Origin of the sequence: Burkholderia lata (assembly GCF_902499025.1) — a bacterium.
GTDB classification, from domain to species: domain Bacteria; phylum Pseudomonadota; class Gammaproteobacteria; order Burkholderiales; family Burkholderiaceae; genus Burkholderia; species Burkholderia lata_C.
Genome location: NZ_CABVPW010000033.1, coordinates 46,112 through 63,350 on the forward strand (window position 1 = coordinate 46,112; position 17,239 = coordinate 63,350).

The following is a 17,239-nucleotide window of genomic DNA, read 5'->3' on the forward strand; positions in this document are numbered from 1 at the left end:
CATGCAGGCAGGATTCGCGTTTCTGGCGGGGCTGCTGTTCGGCGTCGGCCTCATCGTGTCGGGCATGGCCAATCCGCAGAAGGTGCTCGGCTTTCTCGACCTGGCGGGCCGTTGGGATCCGTCGCTCGCGTTCGTGATGGCCGGCGCGACGGGCGTGGCCGTGTTCGCGTTCACATGGGCGAAGCGCCGGACGCGGTCGTGGCTCGGCTTGCCGATGCAATTGCCGGCTGGGCGGGCGATCACCGTTCGGCTGGTTGCCGGAAGTGCCGTGTTCGGCATCGGCTGGGGGATCGCCGGGTTCTGCCCGGGGCCCGCGATCGTGTCGCTCGGCTTCGGATCGGCGAAGGGGATCGTGTTCGTCGTCGCGATGCTGGCCGGGATGGCGGTGTTCGAGTGGATCGAGCGTCGCAGGAGCGTGCGGTGATGTCGTGAGCGCTACGTGCGAGGGAGGCTGCGGCGGTTGATTGGGTGGAGGTCGGTCGATCCGCACGAGTACGGTCGAACCGGATCGCGCCCGATCTCCGCCAGATGATGCGGTGGCAGCCTGACCATTCTTCGTGACGCGGCAAGTCCCGATTTCAGGAATGCTCGCGCACACGATGGCCGCCGCGCATCCTCTCGGATAGCCAGCGCAGGGCTGCACGCCATCCCGCGAGCACGCCGGGCTGCCCGTCCGGTTCCACGACCGCCGTGCTGACCGCGCCCGTGCCGCCGGCCGACAGTGCGACGTGGCCAGCCGTCTCGAGCGTCAGGCATTCACCTTCGTCGAGCAAGCGGCGAATGTGCTGCGGCGCGTCGGGCAGCCAGTCGAGCCCGCCGTGGCGCAGCGTGACCGCCAGCGCGCCGTCCAGCACGATCACCTGGCTGCCCTTGTCGAACCACGCAAAGTGGCTTTGCCCGGCGTCGAGCCGGATGTGATGCGTCTGCATGGCGATTCCCTTTCCCGGTTGCACGGCCTCGCGAAGGCGAGGCGACAGCGTGCAATCAGGTTAGGGAAACGGGCACCGGCACGACAGATTCAGGGGCCGGGAATCTGTTGCGGTGCAGACGCCGATTTTGCGTCGCTGTATCGGTGGGTTTCCCCGGAATCTGTATCTGGCGTGCGCTTGGCCGCGCGGGCACGATCGGCTGCATGACGCCTTTCACCGATTCATCCCGCCCACCCTTGCCGATGGACGGCGAGCCGCTTTACGAACGGCTCGCAGAGCATTACCGCCGCATCATCGCGGCCGGTACGCTGTCGCCCGGCGACCGGATGCCGTCGGTGCGCGCGTTCATGGCACAGCACGGCGTGAGCCTGTCGACCGCGATCCAGGCGTTCCGTCGGCTCGAGGATACCGGCTGGTGCGACGCGAAGCCGCGCTCCGGCTACTTCGTGCGGCGCCGCGCGTCGGCCGCACTCGAAACGCTGCCGGAAAGCGACGGGCCGCCGCTGAGCGTCGAGCCGCCGTTCGCGGGCCTGCACGAACGCGTGTCGCGCGTGATCGACCGCGCGAACGCGGCACCCGATGCGCTGAATCTCGGCGGCGCGTCCGCGCTGGCCACGCTGTATCCGGCCGAGCGCCTGCAGGCGCTCGCGATCCGGCTGTTGCGGCGCAAGCCCACGTTGCTGACCGATGCGGGGCCCGTTGGCGGTTCGCCCGAGTTCCGGCAGACGATGGCCAAACGCGCACTGTCATACGGCGTGACGGTGACGCCGGACGACGTGCTGTCGACGAGCGGCGGCGTCGATGCCGTGAATCTCGCATTGCGCGCGGTGGCGCGCCCCGGCGACACGATCGCGATTGAATCGCCGGCCTTCTTCGGCTTGATCCAGTTGCTGGAAAGCCTCGGCCTGCGCGCGCTGGAAATCCCGGCCAGCCCGACGACCGGTCTGTCGATCGAGGCGCTCGAAGTGGCGCTGAACGCGTATCCGGAGATCCGGGCGGTGGTGGTCGTGCCGAACCTGCAGAACCCGCTCGGCTGCGTGATGCCCGACGAGCGCAAGGCCGCGCTCGTGTCGCTCTGTTCGCGCCATGGCGTGGCCGTGATCGAGGACGAGCCTTATCGCGAGCTCGTCGAGGCGCCGCAGGCGGTCAAGCCGGTGAAGGCATGGGATCGCGACGGCACGGTGATCTACTGCCCGTCGTTCAACAAGGTGCTGGCCCCCGGAATGCGGCTTGGCTGGATAAGCGCGGGACGCTGGCACGCCCGCGTGAAGATGCTGAAGTTCGCGCACAGTCGGCACAATGCCGCGTTGCTGCAGGCTGTTGCCGCCGAATTCGTCGGCTCGGGCGCGTTCGATCGCCATCTGCACCGGTTTCGCGAACAGCTGCGCGTGCAGCGCGACGCGACGATCGATGCGATTGCACGGCATTTCCCGGCCGGAACCCGGATGAACCAGCCGCCGGGCGGGATGCTGCTGTGGATCGCATTGCCGGACGGAGTGCGCTCTGAGCCGCTGTTCGACGCCGCGCTCGCGCACGGAGTCAGGATCGCGCCCGGTTCGATCTTCTCGAATTCCGACCGCTTCGACGGCTATATCCGGCTTGCTTGCACGCGCGTGTTCGATGCGGCGCACGAAGCGGCATTCGAAACGCTCGGCCGCCTCGTAAGGGAAGCCATGGCAGCCACGTAAGCGTGGTGGCGACCGGCCGGGCTTGCGAATTCGCAAGCCCGCCGGCTTTCCGTGCCACCGACGCGGCAAGCCGCCGCCATTTCATCGGCTGGCCGGATGGGTAGCGAGGTGCTGGCGGATCAGCGACAGGTAACGATCGCCGACCGAGAAATCACGCGCGGCGCGGGGCCGTTCGGCCTGGCGCAGCGTGGCCGGTGCGCTCATGCCCAGATACCGGCAGACGGCGGACGGGAAGGGCTTGCGCGTATGCCCGAGCTGGCGAGCCGCGCGCTCGACGCGGGCGTCGCCGACCTGGGCGCGGAGCCACGCCAGCACTTGGCGATCGGCTTCGTTGACGATACGGACCAGATGTTCCATCACGCACCTCACTGTTCATAAATACAGTACTGTAAATATAACCAGTGTTTGCGAAGGCCGCAAGCGGGTGCGCGTGGGGCTGGCCGTTCGGCCAGGGTCAGCGAGCCGGTACGGCGGTTCGCGTGATCCGGCCGGCAGGGGCGGCAGGTGCCACGGGGGCAGCACCCCCCGTATAGCGCGCGTCGGTCAACGTGCCGAGGAACGCGACGATGTCGTCGATTTCCGCATCGGTCAGCGCGGGCAGCGTGCCGGGCCGGCGGTTCATCGGCGTCGAGTTGACGTTGATGTTGCCGCGATAGGCAGCAGGCACGTCGTCGAACGTTCTGGCCCCGTGATACCAGAAGCCCGGGTCGGTCGAGCGCGTGTTGTAGAACGCGACCGCGTCGCGCAGCGTCGTGAACACGCCGTTATGCATGAACGTCTGCTTGACCGCGACGTTGCGCAGCCCCGGCGTGCGCAGGTAGCCGCACCATTGCGTCGGCTCGGGCCAGCGCAGCCGCCGTGCGGTGTCGCACAGCCCGTTGTCGAAATGGCGCGGATCGCGGTTTGCCGGCAGCGCGCGGTTGCGCGGCACCGCGATCGCGTCGTAGCCGAAATCGGTGAAGAGTGAGCGCTCAGGGCGGCTCGACGTCTCCGACAGCGTATGGCAGCTCATGCAGTTGCCCTTGTCCGGATTGCGGAACAGCGCGAGGCCGCGCATCTCGGCCGGCGCGAGCGGCTTGCGCGTGCGCAGGAAGACATCGAAACGCGACGTGAACGGCGCCATCTCGTCGCTCTGCAGATAGGCCTCGACGGCCAGGCCCAGCGCGCGCACCAGTTGCTCGGGATCGCGCCGCACCGGCGCGCCGAAGCGCGCAGCGAGATCGGGCGCGAGTTCGGTCGCGTCGACCTTGCGCAGCAGCGCGGCCGGCGACCGGTTGTTCATCTCGTTCGGATCGAACAGCGGCCCGCGAATCTGCTCGGCGAGCGTATCCGCGCGGCCGTCGCTGAACAGGCCGCCGAACGGCGACGGCGCGGGTGCGTCGTCATCCTGGTAGAAGTGGCGGCGCGGCACGTAGCGCACATAGAGCAGCGACGGCGCGTTGCGCTGGCTGAAGCGCCCGGGCCGGCTGCCTTCCGGTACGCCAGGCCCTGCAAGCGAGGCGGCCGACAGCGTCGGCGCGAACGCGCGGCCCGGGTCGTGGCAGCCGGCGCACGACATGCCGCGCGGCTCGGACAACCGCGGGTCGAAGAAGATCCGGCGGCCGAGCGCGACGAGCGTCGGGTCGGGCGCGAAGCGCGCGGTCGCCGCATCGATCTTGCCCGTCACCTGCGGCGTGCCGTTGCCGATCGTGTCGACGACTCGCGACGGCGGCGCGCCGGGAAGCAGGACCGTTTCGGCCGGCGCGGCGTGAGCCGTGAGCGTCAGGCCGGCGAGCACGACTGCGGTCAGTGTGCGCGGCGTTTGCCGGCCGCGTGCAGGGCGGCCGTCACATCGAACTCCTTCACTCACGGCGCGATGAACCCCGTCTTGTCGCAGGCGAGCGTCGTGCCCGACTGGTTGCACGACGCGAGCAGCTTGCCGGCCGCCGAATACGCGTGGAACACCCAGCCGGTCGCCGGGGAGGCGCGGCGCTCCATGATCAGGAAGCCGAAGCTGTTGTTGTGCGACAGCCGCTCGATCACGGCGCCCGGTGCGGGCGTCAGGCCGGCCGGGAACGGGTCGGGCAGCGCGACGTCGAGATTGTCGCCGCCGTTGCCGGACACGATCGTCGCCGGATGCCCGGACGAGAAATTGATCGCCTGGAAGTCGTGCACATGCCCGTGCAGCGCGACGTGCACGCCCGGCGGGTAGTACGCCTGCGCGTTGAGGCTCGACATCACCGACTGCAGCGCGAGGTTGCCCGGCGCGGGCGTGCTGCCGGCGATCGGCGCGAACGCGAGGATCGGATGATGGTTCGTGAAGATCGTCGTCGTCATGCCGGCCTTCGACGCGAGCGCGGCGACCGTCTGGAACTGCTTCTGGTAGATGCCGAATTGCGCGTCGGTCGTCTTGAGCGGCGTGCGGCCGACCTTCGCGGTGTCGAACACGATCACCTGCGAGCCGCTGCCGAGCGACACCGCATAGGGTTCCGAATAGTTCGCGTTGTTGTCGTTGGCCGGATCGTCGCACGAGCGCGCGGCCGAATACGGGCGCGGATCGAGGAAGCGGAACCAGCCCTGGCCGGCGCGCGCGCATTCCTCGTGGTTGCCGCGCACGACGACCCACGGCGCCTTCGCGAGCAGCGGCGCGGCCGGGCGGAACAGGTCGGCCTGCCACGTATCCCAGCCATAGCCCCACGGGCTGTCCTTGCAGCCGGCGATGTCCGGCGGGCACGCGTTCTCGCGATAGTGATAGTCGCCGATGTGCATCACGAGATCGGGCGACAGTTTCGCGACACTGGCCGCGATCGTGTCGAGCGGCCAGACCGACGCGTCGTTGCACGCCTGCCACGCGTTGTCGGCCTTCTTCATGCGGCAGCCCGTGTCGGCGATGATTGCGATGCGTTGGGGTTGCGCCTTCGGCAGCGGCAGCGTGCGGCCCGCGACGCTCGCCGCCTGCGCGCCGGCCGGCAGCGTCGCCTCGCAGACGGACACCGGGAAGCTCGACGGCTTCGAATCGGACGGGTCGCTGGCGGTCGGCCGCTGGGCGATGGTCGCGGCGCCCGAGCGCAGCGACATGCGCGACAGCTTGCCGTCGACGGTCAGTTGCGGGCACAGCGGATCGCTGGCCGACGCGGGCGTGTAGTTCGTGATCACGCGCGCGATTGCCTGGTTCGACTCGCCGATCTCGACCCATGCGGCCTGGACGTTGACCGACGCACTCGCCGGATCGGCTGGCGAATCGATGTGGTTCGAGCACGCGGACAGCGCGGCGAGGGCAACAAGGGGGGCGCAGCGCACGAGCAGCGCGCGCGTGAGGAATCGTCGCATGGGAGGCACCGTAGGAAAGTCGTCAACGATACGCAGCGTGAATGTAAGAAATGTGAAAAGAACGAGGCGTGACGGGGGTTCGCACGCGGGCCGGGCGTCGACATTGCGGCGGCAGGCCGCGGCCGGAGGGGCTTGACCTCAAGCCGGCTTGAAGCAGCACAGTGCGATGCACGATCAATGAACCAGAAGGGGAATCGACGATGGAAACCAGCCGGCCCAATGATGAACAATCCGCACTGTGGAACGGCCCGTCGGGGCGCGCCTGGGTCGATACGCAGGCGCCGATCGACCGGATGTTCGAACCGCTGGAGCAGTTGCTTGTGGATGCGGCCGCCACGTCGTCCGCGCGCAGCGTGCTCGATGTCGGCTGCGGCACGGGCGCGGTCACGCTCGCGATCGCGCAGCGGCTCGATGCGGGCGCGCAATGCACGGGGATCGATATCTCGGCCCGGATGATCGACGCCGCGCTGGCGCGTGCCGAACGCAGCGGTGTCCGCGCCCGCTTCGTGCGCGCGGATGTGCAGACGCACATGTTCGAGCCCGGGAGCGTCGACCTGATCGTGTCGCGCCTAGGTGTGATGTTCTTCGACGATCCGGTTCGGGCCTTCGCGAATCTGCGGCGTGCGGCGCGGCCGAATGCGCAGATGCGATTCGTCGCATGGCGCAGCGCGGCCGACAATCCGTTCATGACGATCGCCGAGCGGGCCGCCGCACCGTTGTTGCCGAACCTGCCCGCACGGCGGCCCGGCGCGCCGGGGCAATTCGCGTTCGGCGACCGGCAGCGGATCGCATCGGTGCTGGCGGACAGCGGCTGGGCGGACGTTGCGATCGAGCCGGTCGACCTGGCGTGTGCGCTGCCCGCGCCCGCGCTGGACGACTACATCACGCGGCTGGGCCCGGTCGGGCTGGCATTGCTCGAGGTGGACGAGGCAACGCGGCGGCGTGTGGTCGACACGATGCGTGCTGCATTCGAGCCTTACGTTGACGGCGCGAATGTGCGCTTCGACGCGGCGTGCTGGCTCGTGACGGCGCGCGCACCGTCCGCATGACGCGTTGCGCTCGAGAAGCGGATCACGGAAGGGGCGGCAGGTTCGCCCCGCACGTTGTCGCTCGTGCGGGACGACGCCGGGCGGCGTGACGGTCGCGCGTCAGCGTCGCCGCGCGCGCAGCATCAACCACGCGCATCCGCCGGCGACCAACGCGAGACCGAGCAGCACGGCTTCGACGCCGAGCGCAAACCCGGGCGGCATGTCACCGGTGTCCGGCATCGGCGACAGGTTGATGCCCATCGCGATGGCGCCGCCGGCGAGCAGCGCCGCGCAGACGATCCAGTAGACCTTGCCGCGCGGCGCCGCGGTCCGGATCCGCCACAGCGCGATGCCGGATCCGCCGAGGTAGAGCAACGCGAGCGTGCCGAGTGCGATGACGTCGGAGGCGCGGCTTTGCAGGAGCCCGGTCATCGTGCGACTCCGTCGCGCGTAGCGGGCCGCCGCGGCACACCAAAGGCGGGGATCATTCGGCCTCCGTCGCGTGTCCCGGCGCCCGGCTCAGCAGATGCGTGCGCTTGTCGGCCGCGAGCGACACATAGCGTTCGTACTGGCGCAGCACGTCGGCAATCACTTCGTCGCCGCGCAGGTATTCGACGTCGTAGCCGAGCCGCCCATCCTCGAAGAACGTGACGATCCCGTACACGTGTGCCCGCGCCGCGTCCGGCTCGGCCGCCTCGCGCACCAGGAACGCGGCCGCGGATTTCACCGTCACGCGCACGCCGTAAACGAAATCGCGGTGGTCGGCGGTCGGCACGGTGAGCCGCACCGCGTCGTCGTTGTCGCGCTGCACGTTCGCATCGACGCCGCTCGCGCGCAGTTCGTCGGCGACTTTGCGCAGCGCGGGCTCGACCGTCTCGGCGACGAACTGGCGCGCTTCGGCTTCGGTCGTCTGCCGCAGGATGTGCGTCAGGCGGTGGCGCCAGTGCTGGCCGGTCCAGAAGCTCGTCGCGGGTGCGACGTCCTGCGAATAGTGCACGCGGTCGGCCGCGAGCCCGCGCCACAGCCCGTAGCAGAGCGCGATCATGATGATCGCGACCGGCAGCGCGGCGATCAGCGTCATCGCCTGCAATGCGCCGAGCCCGCCTGCCACGAGCAGCACCGCGGCCGTCACGCCGAGCAGCGCGGCCCAGAACAGCCGTTGCCACACGGGCGAGTGCGCGTTGCCGCGCGTGGCGATCTGGTCGATCACGAACGCGCCCGAATCGGCGGACGTGATGAAAAACACCGCGATCAGCACGATCGCGGCGATCGACAGCCCTTGCGGCAGCGGCAGGAAATCGAAGAAGCGGAACAGCAGCGCGTCGACATGGGTGGCCGTCTGCGCGAGCGCGCCGGCCGCGCCGTGCGTATCGAGCCAGATCGCGCTGTTGCCGAACACGGTCATCCACACGAGGTTGAACGCGGTCGGCACGAGCAGCACGCCGATCACGAACTGGCGGATCGTGCGGCCGCGCGAGATGCGCGCGATGAACATGCCGACGAACGGCGACCACGATACCCACCATGCCCAGTAAAGGATCGTCCAGCCGCCGAACCAGCCTTCCTCGCGCGGCGGCGCGTACGCGTACGTGCGGAACGACAGGTCGACGAGGCTCGACAGGTACTGGCCGATGTTGTCGCCGAGCGCGCGCAGCAGGAATGCGGTCGGGCCGGCGACGACCACGAAGGCGAGCAGCAGGAACGCGAGCAGCAGGTTCAGCTCGGACAGCCGCCGCACACCCTTGTCGAGGCCGGTCGCGGCCGACACGCCCGCGAGGATCACGACGATCGCGACGAGCCCGACGCGAAACACGTTGCTGCCGGTGTCCCAGCCGGCGACGGTATGCAGGCCCGCGCTCAGCTGCATCACGCCGTAGCCGAGCGTCGTCGCGATGCCGGCGACCGTGCCGACCAGCGCGAACGCGTCGACCGTGTGGCCGATCCAGCCGTTGATGCGCTCGCGCAGCACCGGATACAGCCCCGAGCGCAGCGTCAGCGGCAGGTTGTAGCGGAAGCCGAAGTACGCGAGCACGAGCCCCATCAGCCCGTAGATCGCCCACGCATGGAAGCCCCAGTGGAAGAAGGTCATCAGCATCGCCTCGCGCGCGGCGGCGGGCGTGCCGGGGTCGACGGTCGGCGGCTTCAGGAAATGCTGCATCGGCTCGCCGACGCCGAAATACATGAGGCCGATGCCCATGCCGGCGGCGAACAGCATCGCTGTCCACGACATGAAGCTGAATTCGGGTTCGGCATCGTCGGGGCCGAGCCGGATGTTGCCGAAGTCGCTGGCTGCGATCAGCACGAGAAACACGAGGAAGCCGGTGACGGCGAGCACGTAGAACCAGTCGAAGCGTGCGATGACCCATTGCTGGCCGGCGGAGAACAGCGCGCCGGCTTCGCTCGGGCGCAGTGCGCACACGACGAGCAGTGCGCCGATGACCGCGAGCGCGGGCAGGACGACCTGCGGCTTGAATGTCGTGCGGGGCAAGGGGCGGGAATCTGGCATGGCTGGCATCCAGTTGTGGGCGCAACGAGGCGCGACGCCGCCCGGCGCGCGCGTCGCGCGTCGGACCCTGATACGGCGTGCGTCGAGTGTACCGCGGTGTCAGGACTGCAAGAAGGGGGCATGCAGAAGAGATGAACCTGACGAATTGTAAGGTATCAAGGGGATCGAGAAAACCCGCGCGGTTCGCGCGGCGGGCGGACGGGCCGCTGAAAACGCTGCGGCGGCCGTGTATCGGGCGCCCGGACAGCACGCGTGGAATGCGCGAAATGCGTGTCGCCCGGGGCAGGGGCAGCGCGCCGAACGCGCTGCCGCGAGGGTTCAGAACGTGACGGCGATCCCGGCCATGCCGACGAACTGGCCGTGCGTCGTCGACGGCGTGAGCTGCTGCGAATCGCCGACGATCGGTGCCGCGTCGATCACGTGGCCGGCGCCTTGCGCACCGAGCGTCTGCCCGCTCGAATGCGTGTACGCCTGCAGCGCATAGAGCGTCGTGCGCTTCGACAGGCTGTACGACTCCTTCAGCGAATACTGCTGGTAGCGGGCCGCACTGTTGACGCCGTTCGCCTTCGACGCGAGCGTGTACGCGAACGCGCCGGCTACCGAGAACACCGGCGTGAAGCGGTACGCGGCGAGCGCGCCGTAGGTGTTGAACACGGCCGTGTCCGTGAACGCGGAGCCGTTGCCGGGCAGGTACTTCACGTTCGAGTAGTTGAGGCCCATCGTCAGGTCGCCGAGCGTGTAGTTGCCGGCCGCCGCGACCTGCTCGACGGCCTTCGCGGTCAGGTAGCCCTGGTTCAGCACCGACACCGCGAAGCTGCCCGACGCGGCGGTCGCCGGATTCAGGAAGCCGGCCGACGAGCCCGAGCTGTTGATGCGCAGGTAGCCGGCCGCGACGCCGATCGGCCCGTTCGCATAACGCAGCGCGGCGCTGAACGTGTTGCCCTTGCCGGTCGCGCCGGCAATGCCGCCGAATGCATACATCGCGCTGGCGGTCAGCCCGGCGAAGGTCGGCGACGTATAGGTGACGGAGTTGTTCACGCGGATCGTCGTGTCGAGACCGTCGATGTCGCCCGGATGCGCGCCCGTCGCGCCGGTCAGCCAGCTGCTCGACGCATACGGGCCGACGAACAGGAAGTAGGGGGTGTACTGGCGGCCGGCCGTCATCGTGCCGTAGTGATCGTTGCGCAGGCCGACGAACGCCTGGCGATTGAAGATCAGGCCGGCGGCGGATTGCGCGCCGTTGTTCAGGTTGAAGCCGGACTGCAGGTCGAAGATCGCATGCGTGCCGCCGCCGAGATCCTCGTCGCCGCGCAGCCCGAACTTCGACGCATACAGGTTGCCGTCACGCATGTAGATGTTCGAGTGGCCCTGCTGGTTGTTCACGTACGCGAGCGAATCGTCGACGACGCCGTACAGCGTCACGCTGCTCTGCGCGTGCGCGGCGCTCGTGCCGAGCGACGCGGCCGATAAAATCAGGATTGCATAGCGGTTGACGGGTGCTTTCATTGTCGAATCTCCAGATCTCTTCATCTTCTCAAGGTGGACGGGAGGCTCGGTCGCCTCCTCTTTGGCGGGCGGCGGGCCGCGCGAACGGCCCACCTTGCCGGGGGTATGCGGTTCAGCTATCGAATGCAACGACGAGGCGGCGCCATGCGCCATCCTGCGCGTCCTGCTCGACGCGCGCGCCGCGGACGGCGATCGGGCCTTGCAGCGACGCGGGCAGCAGGATCTCGACGCGATCGGCTGGGCGCGCCGGGCGACCGTCCCAGCGCACCGATACGCCGAGCGCGCCCGACGCCTCGCGGCCCGTTTCGATGCGCCACAGCCCGTATTCGCCATCGCGCCATGCTTCCGTCTCGCCGTCGTCCTCGACGCATTCGCCGTATGCGACACCGTCCTCGATGCGCGGCGCGACGAGGAAGCCGCGCGTGTCGGCACGCGCGCCGAAACGCTGTTCCGCGACGTTCAGCGGCAGTACGCGGCCTTCACGCAGCAGCATCACCGGCGTATCGAACGGCGCGGGCAGCGTCGCGCTCGTGCCGCCGTCGAACGCCTGCGCGCTCGCGCAGCACATCCAGCGCGCACCCGACGGCAGGTAGACGGTGCGCTCCGTCAGGCCGGGATCGACGACCGGTGCGACGAGCAGCGCGTCGCCGAGCATCATGTCGTCGCTTTCGTCGTAGCAGCGCGCGTCGCCGGGGAAATCGGCAAAGGTCGGCCGCAGCACGGGCTCGTAGCGCGTCGTCGACAGCCACAGCAGGTGATAGAGGTAGGGCAGCAGCCGGTAGCGCTGCTTGATCAGCGACGCAATCTGCGCGGTGATCTCCGGGTACATCCACGGTTCGTTGACGGTGCCGTCGTCGTTCCACGAGTGGATGCTGAAGCGCGGCATGAAGATGCCGAACTGCACCCAGCGCAGCAGCAGTTCGGGCGACGGCGCGGGCCCGGAGAAGCCGCCGATGTCGTGACCGATGTTCGACACGCCCGACAGCGCGAGCCCGAGGCCCATCTTCAGGTTGTAGCGCAAGGTTTCCCACGACGTGTAGTTGTCGCCGGACCAGGTCTGTACATAGCGCTGCATGCCGGCGCCGCCGGAGCGCGACACGAGGAACGGCCGCTGCGCCGGCGCATGCGCCCGCTGCGCTTCGCGTGACGCGCGCATCATCAGCATCGTCTGCAGCACCTTTGCTTCACGCGCGGGATAGGGCTGGCCGAAGCCATGAGCGATCGCATCGGGCGACCAGATCTCGTACTCGTTGTTGTCGTTCCAGGTCGACTCGATCCCGTATTCGAGCAGCGCCGACGTGACCTGCTCGCGCCACCAGCGGTACGCGTCAGGCTGCGTGAAGTCGAGATACGCGCCGACCTCGTCCCAGAACTGTACCCATGCAGGTTCGCCGGACGCCGAGCGGATCAGCAGCCCGCGCTTTGCCGCGTCTTCGAATGCCGGATGGTCGCGCAGCAGGCACGGCTTGATGTTCGCGCACAGGCGGATGCCGTGGTCGCGATAATGCTTCACGAAGCCCTTCGCGTCGGGAAACTTGTCGCGGTTCCAGTTGAACACGTAGCGTTTCGCGCCGATCGACGTATAGCCCGACGACAGGTGGAACGAATCGCACAGGATGTCATGCGTGTCGCACTGTTCGACGAACTGGTTCATCTGCTGCTGCGCGTCGGGCGCGTCGGTGTAGCTCATCGTCGAGCCCGAATAGCCGAGCCCCCATTTCGGCGTGCGCGCAGGGCGCCCGGTGAGCCACGTGAAGCGTCGCGCGGCCGCGAGCGGCGTGTCGGGCGACGCGATGAAGTAGTAGTCGAGATCGCCATGTTCGGCGACGAAATAGCGGTACGGGCCGTGATAGTTGTCGAGCTCGCGGCCCATGTCGAACGAGCAGTCCGACAGCGTGTCGTAGAACAGCCCGAACCCCTGGCAGGCAGCGGGCGACCACGTGATATAGAACGGGATGTGCTTGTACAGCGGGTCGGTGTGCTTCGCGCTGTAGCCCATCGCGTCGATGTTGCGCATCTCGAAGCGTGCGCCGGTGCGGTCGAGGTCGCCCGCGCGTTCGCCGAGGCCGAACACCTTGTCGCCGCGCTCGCGGGCGACGTAGTGATACGCGCGATCGTCCCACCAGCCGAAGTTGTACGCCTGCGTCGCGCGGTCGGCGAGTGCGATGCGCCACGTGCCGTCCGCGCCGCGCATCGACCACGTGCAGTGGCCGCCTTGCCGGCGCACCGCGAGCCGGATCCGTGCGGTCTCGACGCACACGCTGTCGTCGTCTTCGACGAGGGTGAAGGAGGGCAGCGTGAAGCCGCCCAGGTCGAGGCGGTCGCGCCCGTCGAGCGGCACGTCGTCGAGGCCCGGCGCGATCGACCACGTGCGCGGGTTGCGCGCCGTCGCGTCGGGCAGCACGCGCACCCGCACGATGTCGTCCTCGAGCACGAAGATCTCGATGGTTGCGCCCGCCTCGGACGCGAGCAGCACACGGTTCGCGTGCTGGCCGGCGACGCGGAACACGGGCGGATGAAGAAGCGAAGTCATGAATGCGATTCCTGGTGAGGGCGAAGGTCAGGCGTGCCGTGCGAGCAGGCGTTCCTGCTTCGACTGCCCGCGGATCAGCACCGCGAGCAGCGTGACGCCGATGATGTCGAACAGGCCGAGGCACGCGAACAGCGGCGCATAGCCGATCTTGTCGGCAAGCGCGCCGACCAGCAGCGAGAAGCCGAGCCCGCCGATCCACGCGGCCATCCCGGCAAAGCCGCTCGCGGTGCCGACTTCCTCGGGATCGAACACGTCGGCCGACAGCGTGTTGACGAGCGCGGAGATCATCTGGTGCGCGAAGCCACCGACGCAGAACAGCGCGATGGCCGTGTACGGCGATGCCACGAGCCCGATCATCGCGGGCCCGAGCATCAGCACCGCGCCGAGCGCGACGCCGGCGACGCGCGACCACACGAGCGGCAGCTTGAACCGCTTCACGAGGTATGGCGACAGGTAGCCGCCCGCAATGCCGCCAAGGTCGGCCGCGAGAAACGGCATCCACGCGAAGATCGCGATCTGCTTGAGTTCCATGTGGCGCTCGGTCGCGAGATACAGCGGAATCCAGAAGCTGAAGGTTTGCCACGCGGGCTCGGCGAAGAAGCGCGGCAGCGCGATGGCCCAGAAGCGCCGCGCGGTGACGACGTCGCGGATGCGGCGCTTCGACACGGGCGGCATCGTGGCCTGGCCGTCGCGGATCAGCGCGCGCTCCTGCGGCGTGATGCGCGGATGGTCGGCGGGCGACCGGTACTGCGTGTACCAGAGCGCGGCCCATATGAAGCCGAGCGCGCCGGTGGCCATGAATGCGGCCTGCCAGCCGAACCGCATCGACAGGAACACGACGAGCGGCGGCGCAATCGCGGCGCCGAGCGACGTGCCCGCGTTGAAATAGCCGACCGCGACGGATTTCTCGCGATCGGGAAACCATTCGGCGACAGCCTTCATTCCCGACGGAATCGCGGCGGCTTCGAACAGGCCCAGGAACCCGCGCAGGATGCCGAGCGACAGCCAGCCCGACGCGAAGCCGTGCGCGACGCCGACCACCGACCACAGCATCGCGAACAGCGCGAACCCGAGCCGCAGCCCGATCAGGTCGACGATGAAACCGCACACGGGCTGCATGATCGTGTAACCGATCTGGAACGCGCCGACGATGTACGAATACTGCTGCGTCGAGATCGCGAACACCTGCTTCAGCTCGGGAGCGAGTACCGCGAGGGAATTCCGTGCGAGGTAGTTGAGGATCGTGCCGAGACATACGAGCACGATGATCCACCAGCGCAACGCCTTGACTGTCTTCACTGCTGTCTCCTGTCGGGCAGGGCCGGCGCGTGGCACCGGCCCGATCCATGACGACCATCCGTTCGGGATGGCCTGTTTCGCTTTGTTTGTACGATGTCCGATCTTGATGGGCGCCAATTTTCCCGGATTACAGCGGAATAGTGGTGTTCAAGCGAACATTTCGTCGTCGTTGAAGATGGATGTTATCTGACGACTGATCATTTTCGAACATCCTATGTTCGAATTCGAATCCGGTCAACGTGAAATTGCATTCGAACGAACTTGCTCGGGGTTTTCCCGATGGGCGAGGCCAAACGACACGCATGGCGACGCACGGCGACTCCGTGCCAAAGGCCCGTGCGGCGGGGCTGTGCGAGCGTCGGGTGATCGAAAGACTCGGGATGGGGCGTGACAACCCTGATGAAAATTTATTTCTTTTCAGGTTGGGAGTTGTGTAAATTCATTTTCATCATCCTTGCAACAACCCTTCGCATGACGCCACTCGTTCCACACGACGCCAGTCACGACGAACCCGCGATTGCCGAGCGGATCGCGTCGGCGATGCCGTTGATGACGCCGATCCACCGCCGCATGGGCGAGTTCGTGCTCGCGAATCCGTTTCGCGCGGCGACGATGCGCATCGACGAACTCGCGCAGGCCGTGAATGCGTCGATCGCGACTGCGAACCGCTTCGCGAAGGCGCTCGGTTTCGACGGCTATCCGGCGATGCGCGCGGCGCTCGTGCGGGGCTTCGAGGCGACGCTCGGGCCGGTCGAGCGGCTGCGTTCCGCGCAGGAGCAGGAGCCTGGCGTGCGCGGCGCCGCATGGATCGACGCGGTATTCGACCAGGCCGTCGCGAACATCGAGAACACGCGGGCGCAACTGGACGCAGCCGATGTCGAAGCCGCGGTCGAGGCGATCGTCGGCGCGCGGCGCGTGCTGATCCTCGGCGCGGGGTCGAGCGCGTTTCTCACCGGGCTGATGGAGCACGGGCTGTCCGTCTGTCACGACAACGTGCAGTCGCTCGCGCTGCTCGGCGGCCCGTCGCATGCGGCGCGGCGTCTGTACACGGCTGACTCGCGCGATCTCGTGATCGCGCTCGCGTTTCCGCGCTACGTGAAGGACACGATCGAACTCGCCCGCCGCGCGGCGGCGCGCGGGGCACGCGTGCTGGGTATCTCCGACGGCCCGCAATCGCCGCTTGCGCCGATCGCGTCGCTGAACCTGTACGTCAAGGCCGAACGGCGCTTCGCGGCGACGTCGGAAGCGGCCGTGCTCGCGATGATCGAGGCGCTGATCGACGCGGTTGCGTTGCGCACGCACCGGTCCGCGAAATCCGCCGCCGAGATGACCGAATTCCTGCTGCCGTGGCTCATGCAGCCGCAAGCGACGCCGCCGGCCGCCAACCCTTCTACTCACCGTCCGAAAAAAACATGACTTCACCCGCGATCGTTGCGATTCACGGCGGCGCAGGCACGATCCTGCGCGAGGCGATGGATTCCGACACCGAACGACAGTACCGTGCCGAACTGACCGCGATCCTGACGGCCGCGCAGCAGGTGCTGGCCGATGGCGGCAGCGCGCTCGACGCCGTCACCGTCGCGGTGCGGATGCTCGAGGACTGCCCGCTGTTCAACGCCGGGCGCGGCGCCGTCTATACGGCCGAAGGCAAGCACGAACTCGATGCGGCGGTCATGGATGGCGCGACGCTCGGCGCCGGCGCGATCTGCTGCGCAACGCGCGTGCGCAATCCGGTACTGGCCGCGCGGCGCGTGATGGAAGCCAGCGAGCACGTGCTGTTCGCGGGTGAGGGCGCCGATGCGTTCGCGGCCGCGCAGGGGCTTGAACTCGCGGAACCGGGCTACTTCGACACCGAGGCGCGTCACGCGCAGTGGGTCAAGGCGCGCGCGGCGGCGGGCGCCATGCTCGACCACGACGCGGCGACGTTCACGTTCGGCGCTTCGCAATCGCAGCAGCAACCGGCCGAACCGCTCGATCCGGACCGCAAGCACGGCACGGTCGGCGCGGTCGCATGCGACCAGCACGGCCACATCGCGGCGGCAACGTCGACGGGCGGCATCACGAACAAGCAGCCGGGGCGAGTCGGCGATTCGCCGATCATCGGCGCGGGCTGCTATGCGGACGACGCAACCTGTGCGGTGTCGTCGACGGGTACCGGCGAGATGTTCATCCGGCTCGCAACCGCGCATGACGTTGCCGCGCAGATCGCGTATCGCGGCGCGTCGCTCGCCGATGCCGCGCACGACGTCGTGATGAACAAGTTGCCGCGCCTCGCGGGCCGCGGCGGGATCATCGCGGTCGACGCGCAGGGCAACGTCGCGATGCCGTTCAACACGGAAGGGATGTACCGCGGCTACGCGCGCGTCGGCGAAGCGCCGGTGGTCGGCATCTATCGCGACGACGACACGGCCTGATCCCGGACCGCACGAGGAGGAGACCCA

14 protein-coding genes are annotated in these 17,239 nt (G+C 68.3%); 5 read left to right on the plus strand and 9 right to left on the minus strand.

The window, feature by feature from the left end:
* Position 1: 1 nt before the first annotated feature.
* A complete protein-coding gene (locus BDI24065_RS28910) occupies positions 2-424 on the plus strand; it encodes a DUF6691 family protein (RefSeq protein ID WP_175034124.1) in 423 nt (140 codons plus the stop codon).
* Positions 425-578: 154 nt separating this feature from the next.
* On the opposite strand, the gene BDI24065_RS28915 is transcribed toward BDI24065_RS28910, so the two are convergent.
* Complete coding sequence (locus BDI24065_RS28915) at positions 579-929, minus strand: hypothetical protein (RefSeq protein WP_175034125.1); 351 nt, start codon at positions 927-929, stop codon at positions 579-581.
* Positions 930-1,132: 203 nt separating this feature from the next.
* Between BDI24065_RS28915 and BDI24065_RS28920 the strand changes: the two genes are divergently transcribed.
* A complete protein-coding gene (locus tag BDI24065_RS28920; protein WP_175034126.1) occupies positions 1,133-2,617 on the plus strand; it encodes a PLP-dependent aminotransferase family protein in 1,485 nt (494 codons plus the stop codon).
* Positions 2,618-2,698: 81 nt separating this feature from the next.
* Here BDI24065_RS28920 and BDI24065_RS28925 read toward each other — a convergent pair whose 3' ends face one another.
* The 3 genes from BDI24065_RS28925 to BDI24065_RS28935 form a co-directional block, all read right to left on the minus strand.
* The gene (locus BDI24065_RS28925; protein WP_175034127.1) at positions 2,699-2,974 is read right to left on the minus strand and encodes a hypothetical protein; all 276 of its coding nucleotides are present in this window, start codon (positions 2,972-2,974) and stop codon (positions 2,699-2,701) included.
* A 97-nt stretch (positions 2,975-3,071) separates the two neighbouring features.
* Positions 3,072-4,394, minus strand: a complete 1,323-nt coding sequence (locus BDI24065_RS28930) for a cytochrome-c peroxidase (protein ID WP_254609877.1) — start codon at positions 4,392-4,394, stop codon at positions 3,072-3,074.
* Positions 4,395-4,462: 68 nt separating this feature from the next.
* Positions 4,463-5,926: a metallophosphoesterase family protein gene (locus BDI24065_RS28935; RefSeq protein ID WP_175034129.1), complete on the minus strand. Its 1,464-nt coding sequence runs from the start codon at positions 5,924-5,926 to the stop codon at positions 4,463-4,465.
* A gap of 200 nt (positions 5,927-6,126) precedes the next feature.
* On the opposite strand from BDI24065_RS28935, the gene BDI24065_RS28940 reads away from it, so the two are divergent.
* Positions 6,127-6,975: a class I SAM-dependent methyltransferase gene (locus BDI24065_RS28940; RefSeq protein ID WP_175034130.1), complete on the plus strand. Its 849-nt coding sequence runs from the start codon at positions 6,127-6,129 to the stop codon at positions 6,973-6,975.
* A 99-nt stretch (positions 6,976-7,074) separates the two neighbouring features.
* Here BDI24065_RS28940 and BDI24065_RS28945 read toward each other — a convergent pair whose 3' ends face one another.
* The 5 genes from BDI24065_RS28945 to BDI24065_RS28965 form a co-directional block, all read right to left on the minus strand.
* The gene (locus tag BDI24065_RS28945) at positions 7,075-7,386 is read right to left on the minus strand and encodes a hypothetical protein (RefSeq protein ID WP_175034131.1); all 312 of its coding nucleotides are present in this window, start codon (positions 7,384-7,386) and stop codon (positions 7,075-7,077) included.
* A 52-nt stretch (positions 7,387-7,438) separates the two neighbouring features.
* A complete protein-coding gene (locus BDI24065_RS28950; RefSeq protein ID WP_175034132.1) occupies positions 7,439-9,460 on the minus strand; it encodes a BCCT family transporter in 2,022 nt (673 codons plus the stop codon).
* A 318-nt stretch (positions 9,461-9,778) separates the two neighbouring features.
* A complete protein-coding gene (locus BDI24065_RS28955) occupies positions 9,779-10,966 on the minus strand; it encodes a porin (RefSeq protein ID WP_175034133.1) in 1,188 nt (395 codons plus the stop codon).
* A 112-nt stretch (positions 10,967-11,078) separates the two neighbouring features.
* Positions 11,079-13,499 (minus strand): glycoside hydrolase family 31 protein, encoded by a 2,421-nt coding sequence (locus tag BDI24065_RS28960; protein WP_175034134.1) that lies wholly within the window; start codon positions 13,497-13,499, stop codon positions 11,079-11,081.
* Between the two features lie 27 nt (positions 13,500-13,526).
* Positions 13,527-14,798, minus strand: coding sequence for an MFS transporter (locus BDI24065_RS28965; RefSeq protein ID WP_175034135.1), 1,272 nt, complete (start codon positions 14,796-14,798; stop codon positions 13,527-13,529).
* Positions 14,799-15,269: 471 nt separating this feature from the next.
* On the opposite strand from BDI24065_RS28965, the gene BDI24065_RS28970 reads away from it, so the two are divergent.
* Both BDI24065_RS28970 and BDI24065_RS28975 read left to right on the plus strand, forming a co-directional pair.
* A complete protein-coding gene (locus BDI24065_RS28970) occupies positions 15,270-16,214 on the plus strand; it encodes a MurR/RpiR family transcriptional regulator (protein WP_175034136.1) in 945 nt (314 codons plus the stop codon).
* A complete protein-coding gene (locus tag BDI24065_RS28975) occupies positions 16,211-17,212 on the plus strand; it encodes an isoaspartyl peptidase/L-asparaginase family protein (RefSeq protein WP_175034137.1) in 1,002 nt (333 codons plus the stop codon). Before BDI24065_RS28970 ends, BDI24065_RS28975 begins: the two co-directional genes overlap by 4 nt.
* Positions 17,213-17,239 lie beyond the last annotated feature (27 nt).

Excerpts from the sequence above, each read along its gene's own strand:
- BDI24065_RS28910 (WP_175034124.1), top strand. The coding sequence starts at position 2 with ATGCAGGCAGGATTCGCGTTTCTGGCGGGGCTGCTGTTCGGCGTCGGC.
- BDI24065_RS28915 (WP_175034125.1), bottom strand. The coding sequence starts at position 929 with ATGCAGACGCATCACATCCGGCTCGACGCCGGGCAAAGCCACTTTGCG.
- BDI24065_RS28920 (WP_175034126.1), top strand. The coding sequence starts at position 1,133 with ATGACGCCTTTCACCGATTCATCCCGCCCACCCTTGCCGATGGACGGC.
- BDI24065_RS28925 (WP_175034127.1), bottom strand. The coding sequence starts at position 2,974 with ATGGAACATCTGGTCCGTATCGTCAACGAAGCCGATCGCCAAGTGCTG.
- BDI24065_RS28935 (WP_175034129.1), bottom strand. The coding sequence starts at position 5,926 with ATGCGACGATTCCTCACGCGCGCGCTGCTCGTGCGCTGCGCCCCCCTT.
- BDI24065_RS28940 (WP_175034130.1), top strand. The coding sequence starts at position 6,127 with ATGGAAACCAGCCGGCCCAATGATGAACAATCCGCACTGTGGAACGGC.
- BDI24065_RS28945 (WP_175034131.1), bottom strand. The coding sequence starts at position 7,386 with ATGACCGGGCTCCTGCAAAGCCGCGCCTCCGACGTCATCGCACTCGGC.
- BDI24065_RS28950 (WP_175034132.1), bottom strand. The coding sequence starts at position 9,460 with ATGCCAGATTCCCGCCCCTTGCCCCGCACGACATTCAAGCCGCAGGTC.
- BDI24065_RS28955 (WP_175034133.1), bottom strand. The coding sequence starts at position 10,966 with ATGAAAGCACCCGTCAACCGCTATGCAATCCTGATTTTATCGGCCGCG.
- BDI24065_RS28960 (WP_175034134.1), bottom strand. The coding sequence starts at position 13,499 with ATGACTTCGCTTCTTCATCCGCCCGTGTTCCGCGTCGCCGGCCAGCAC.
- BDI24065_RS28970 (WP_175034136.1), top strand. The coding sequence starts at position 15,270 with ATGACGCCACTCGTTCCACACGACGCCAGTCACGACGAACCCGCGATT.
- BDI24065_RS28975 (WP_175034137.1), top strand. The coding sequence starts at position 16,211 with ATGACTTCACCCGCGATCGTTGCGATTCACGGCGGCGCAGGCACGATC.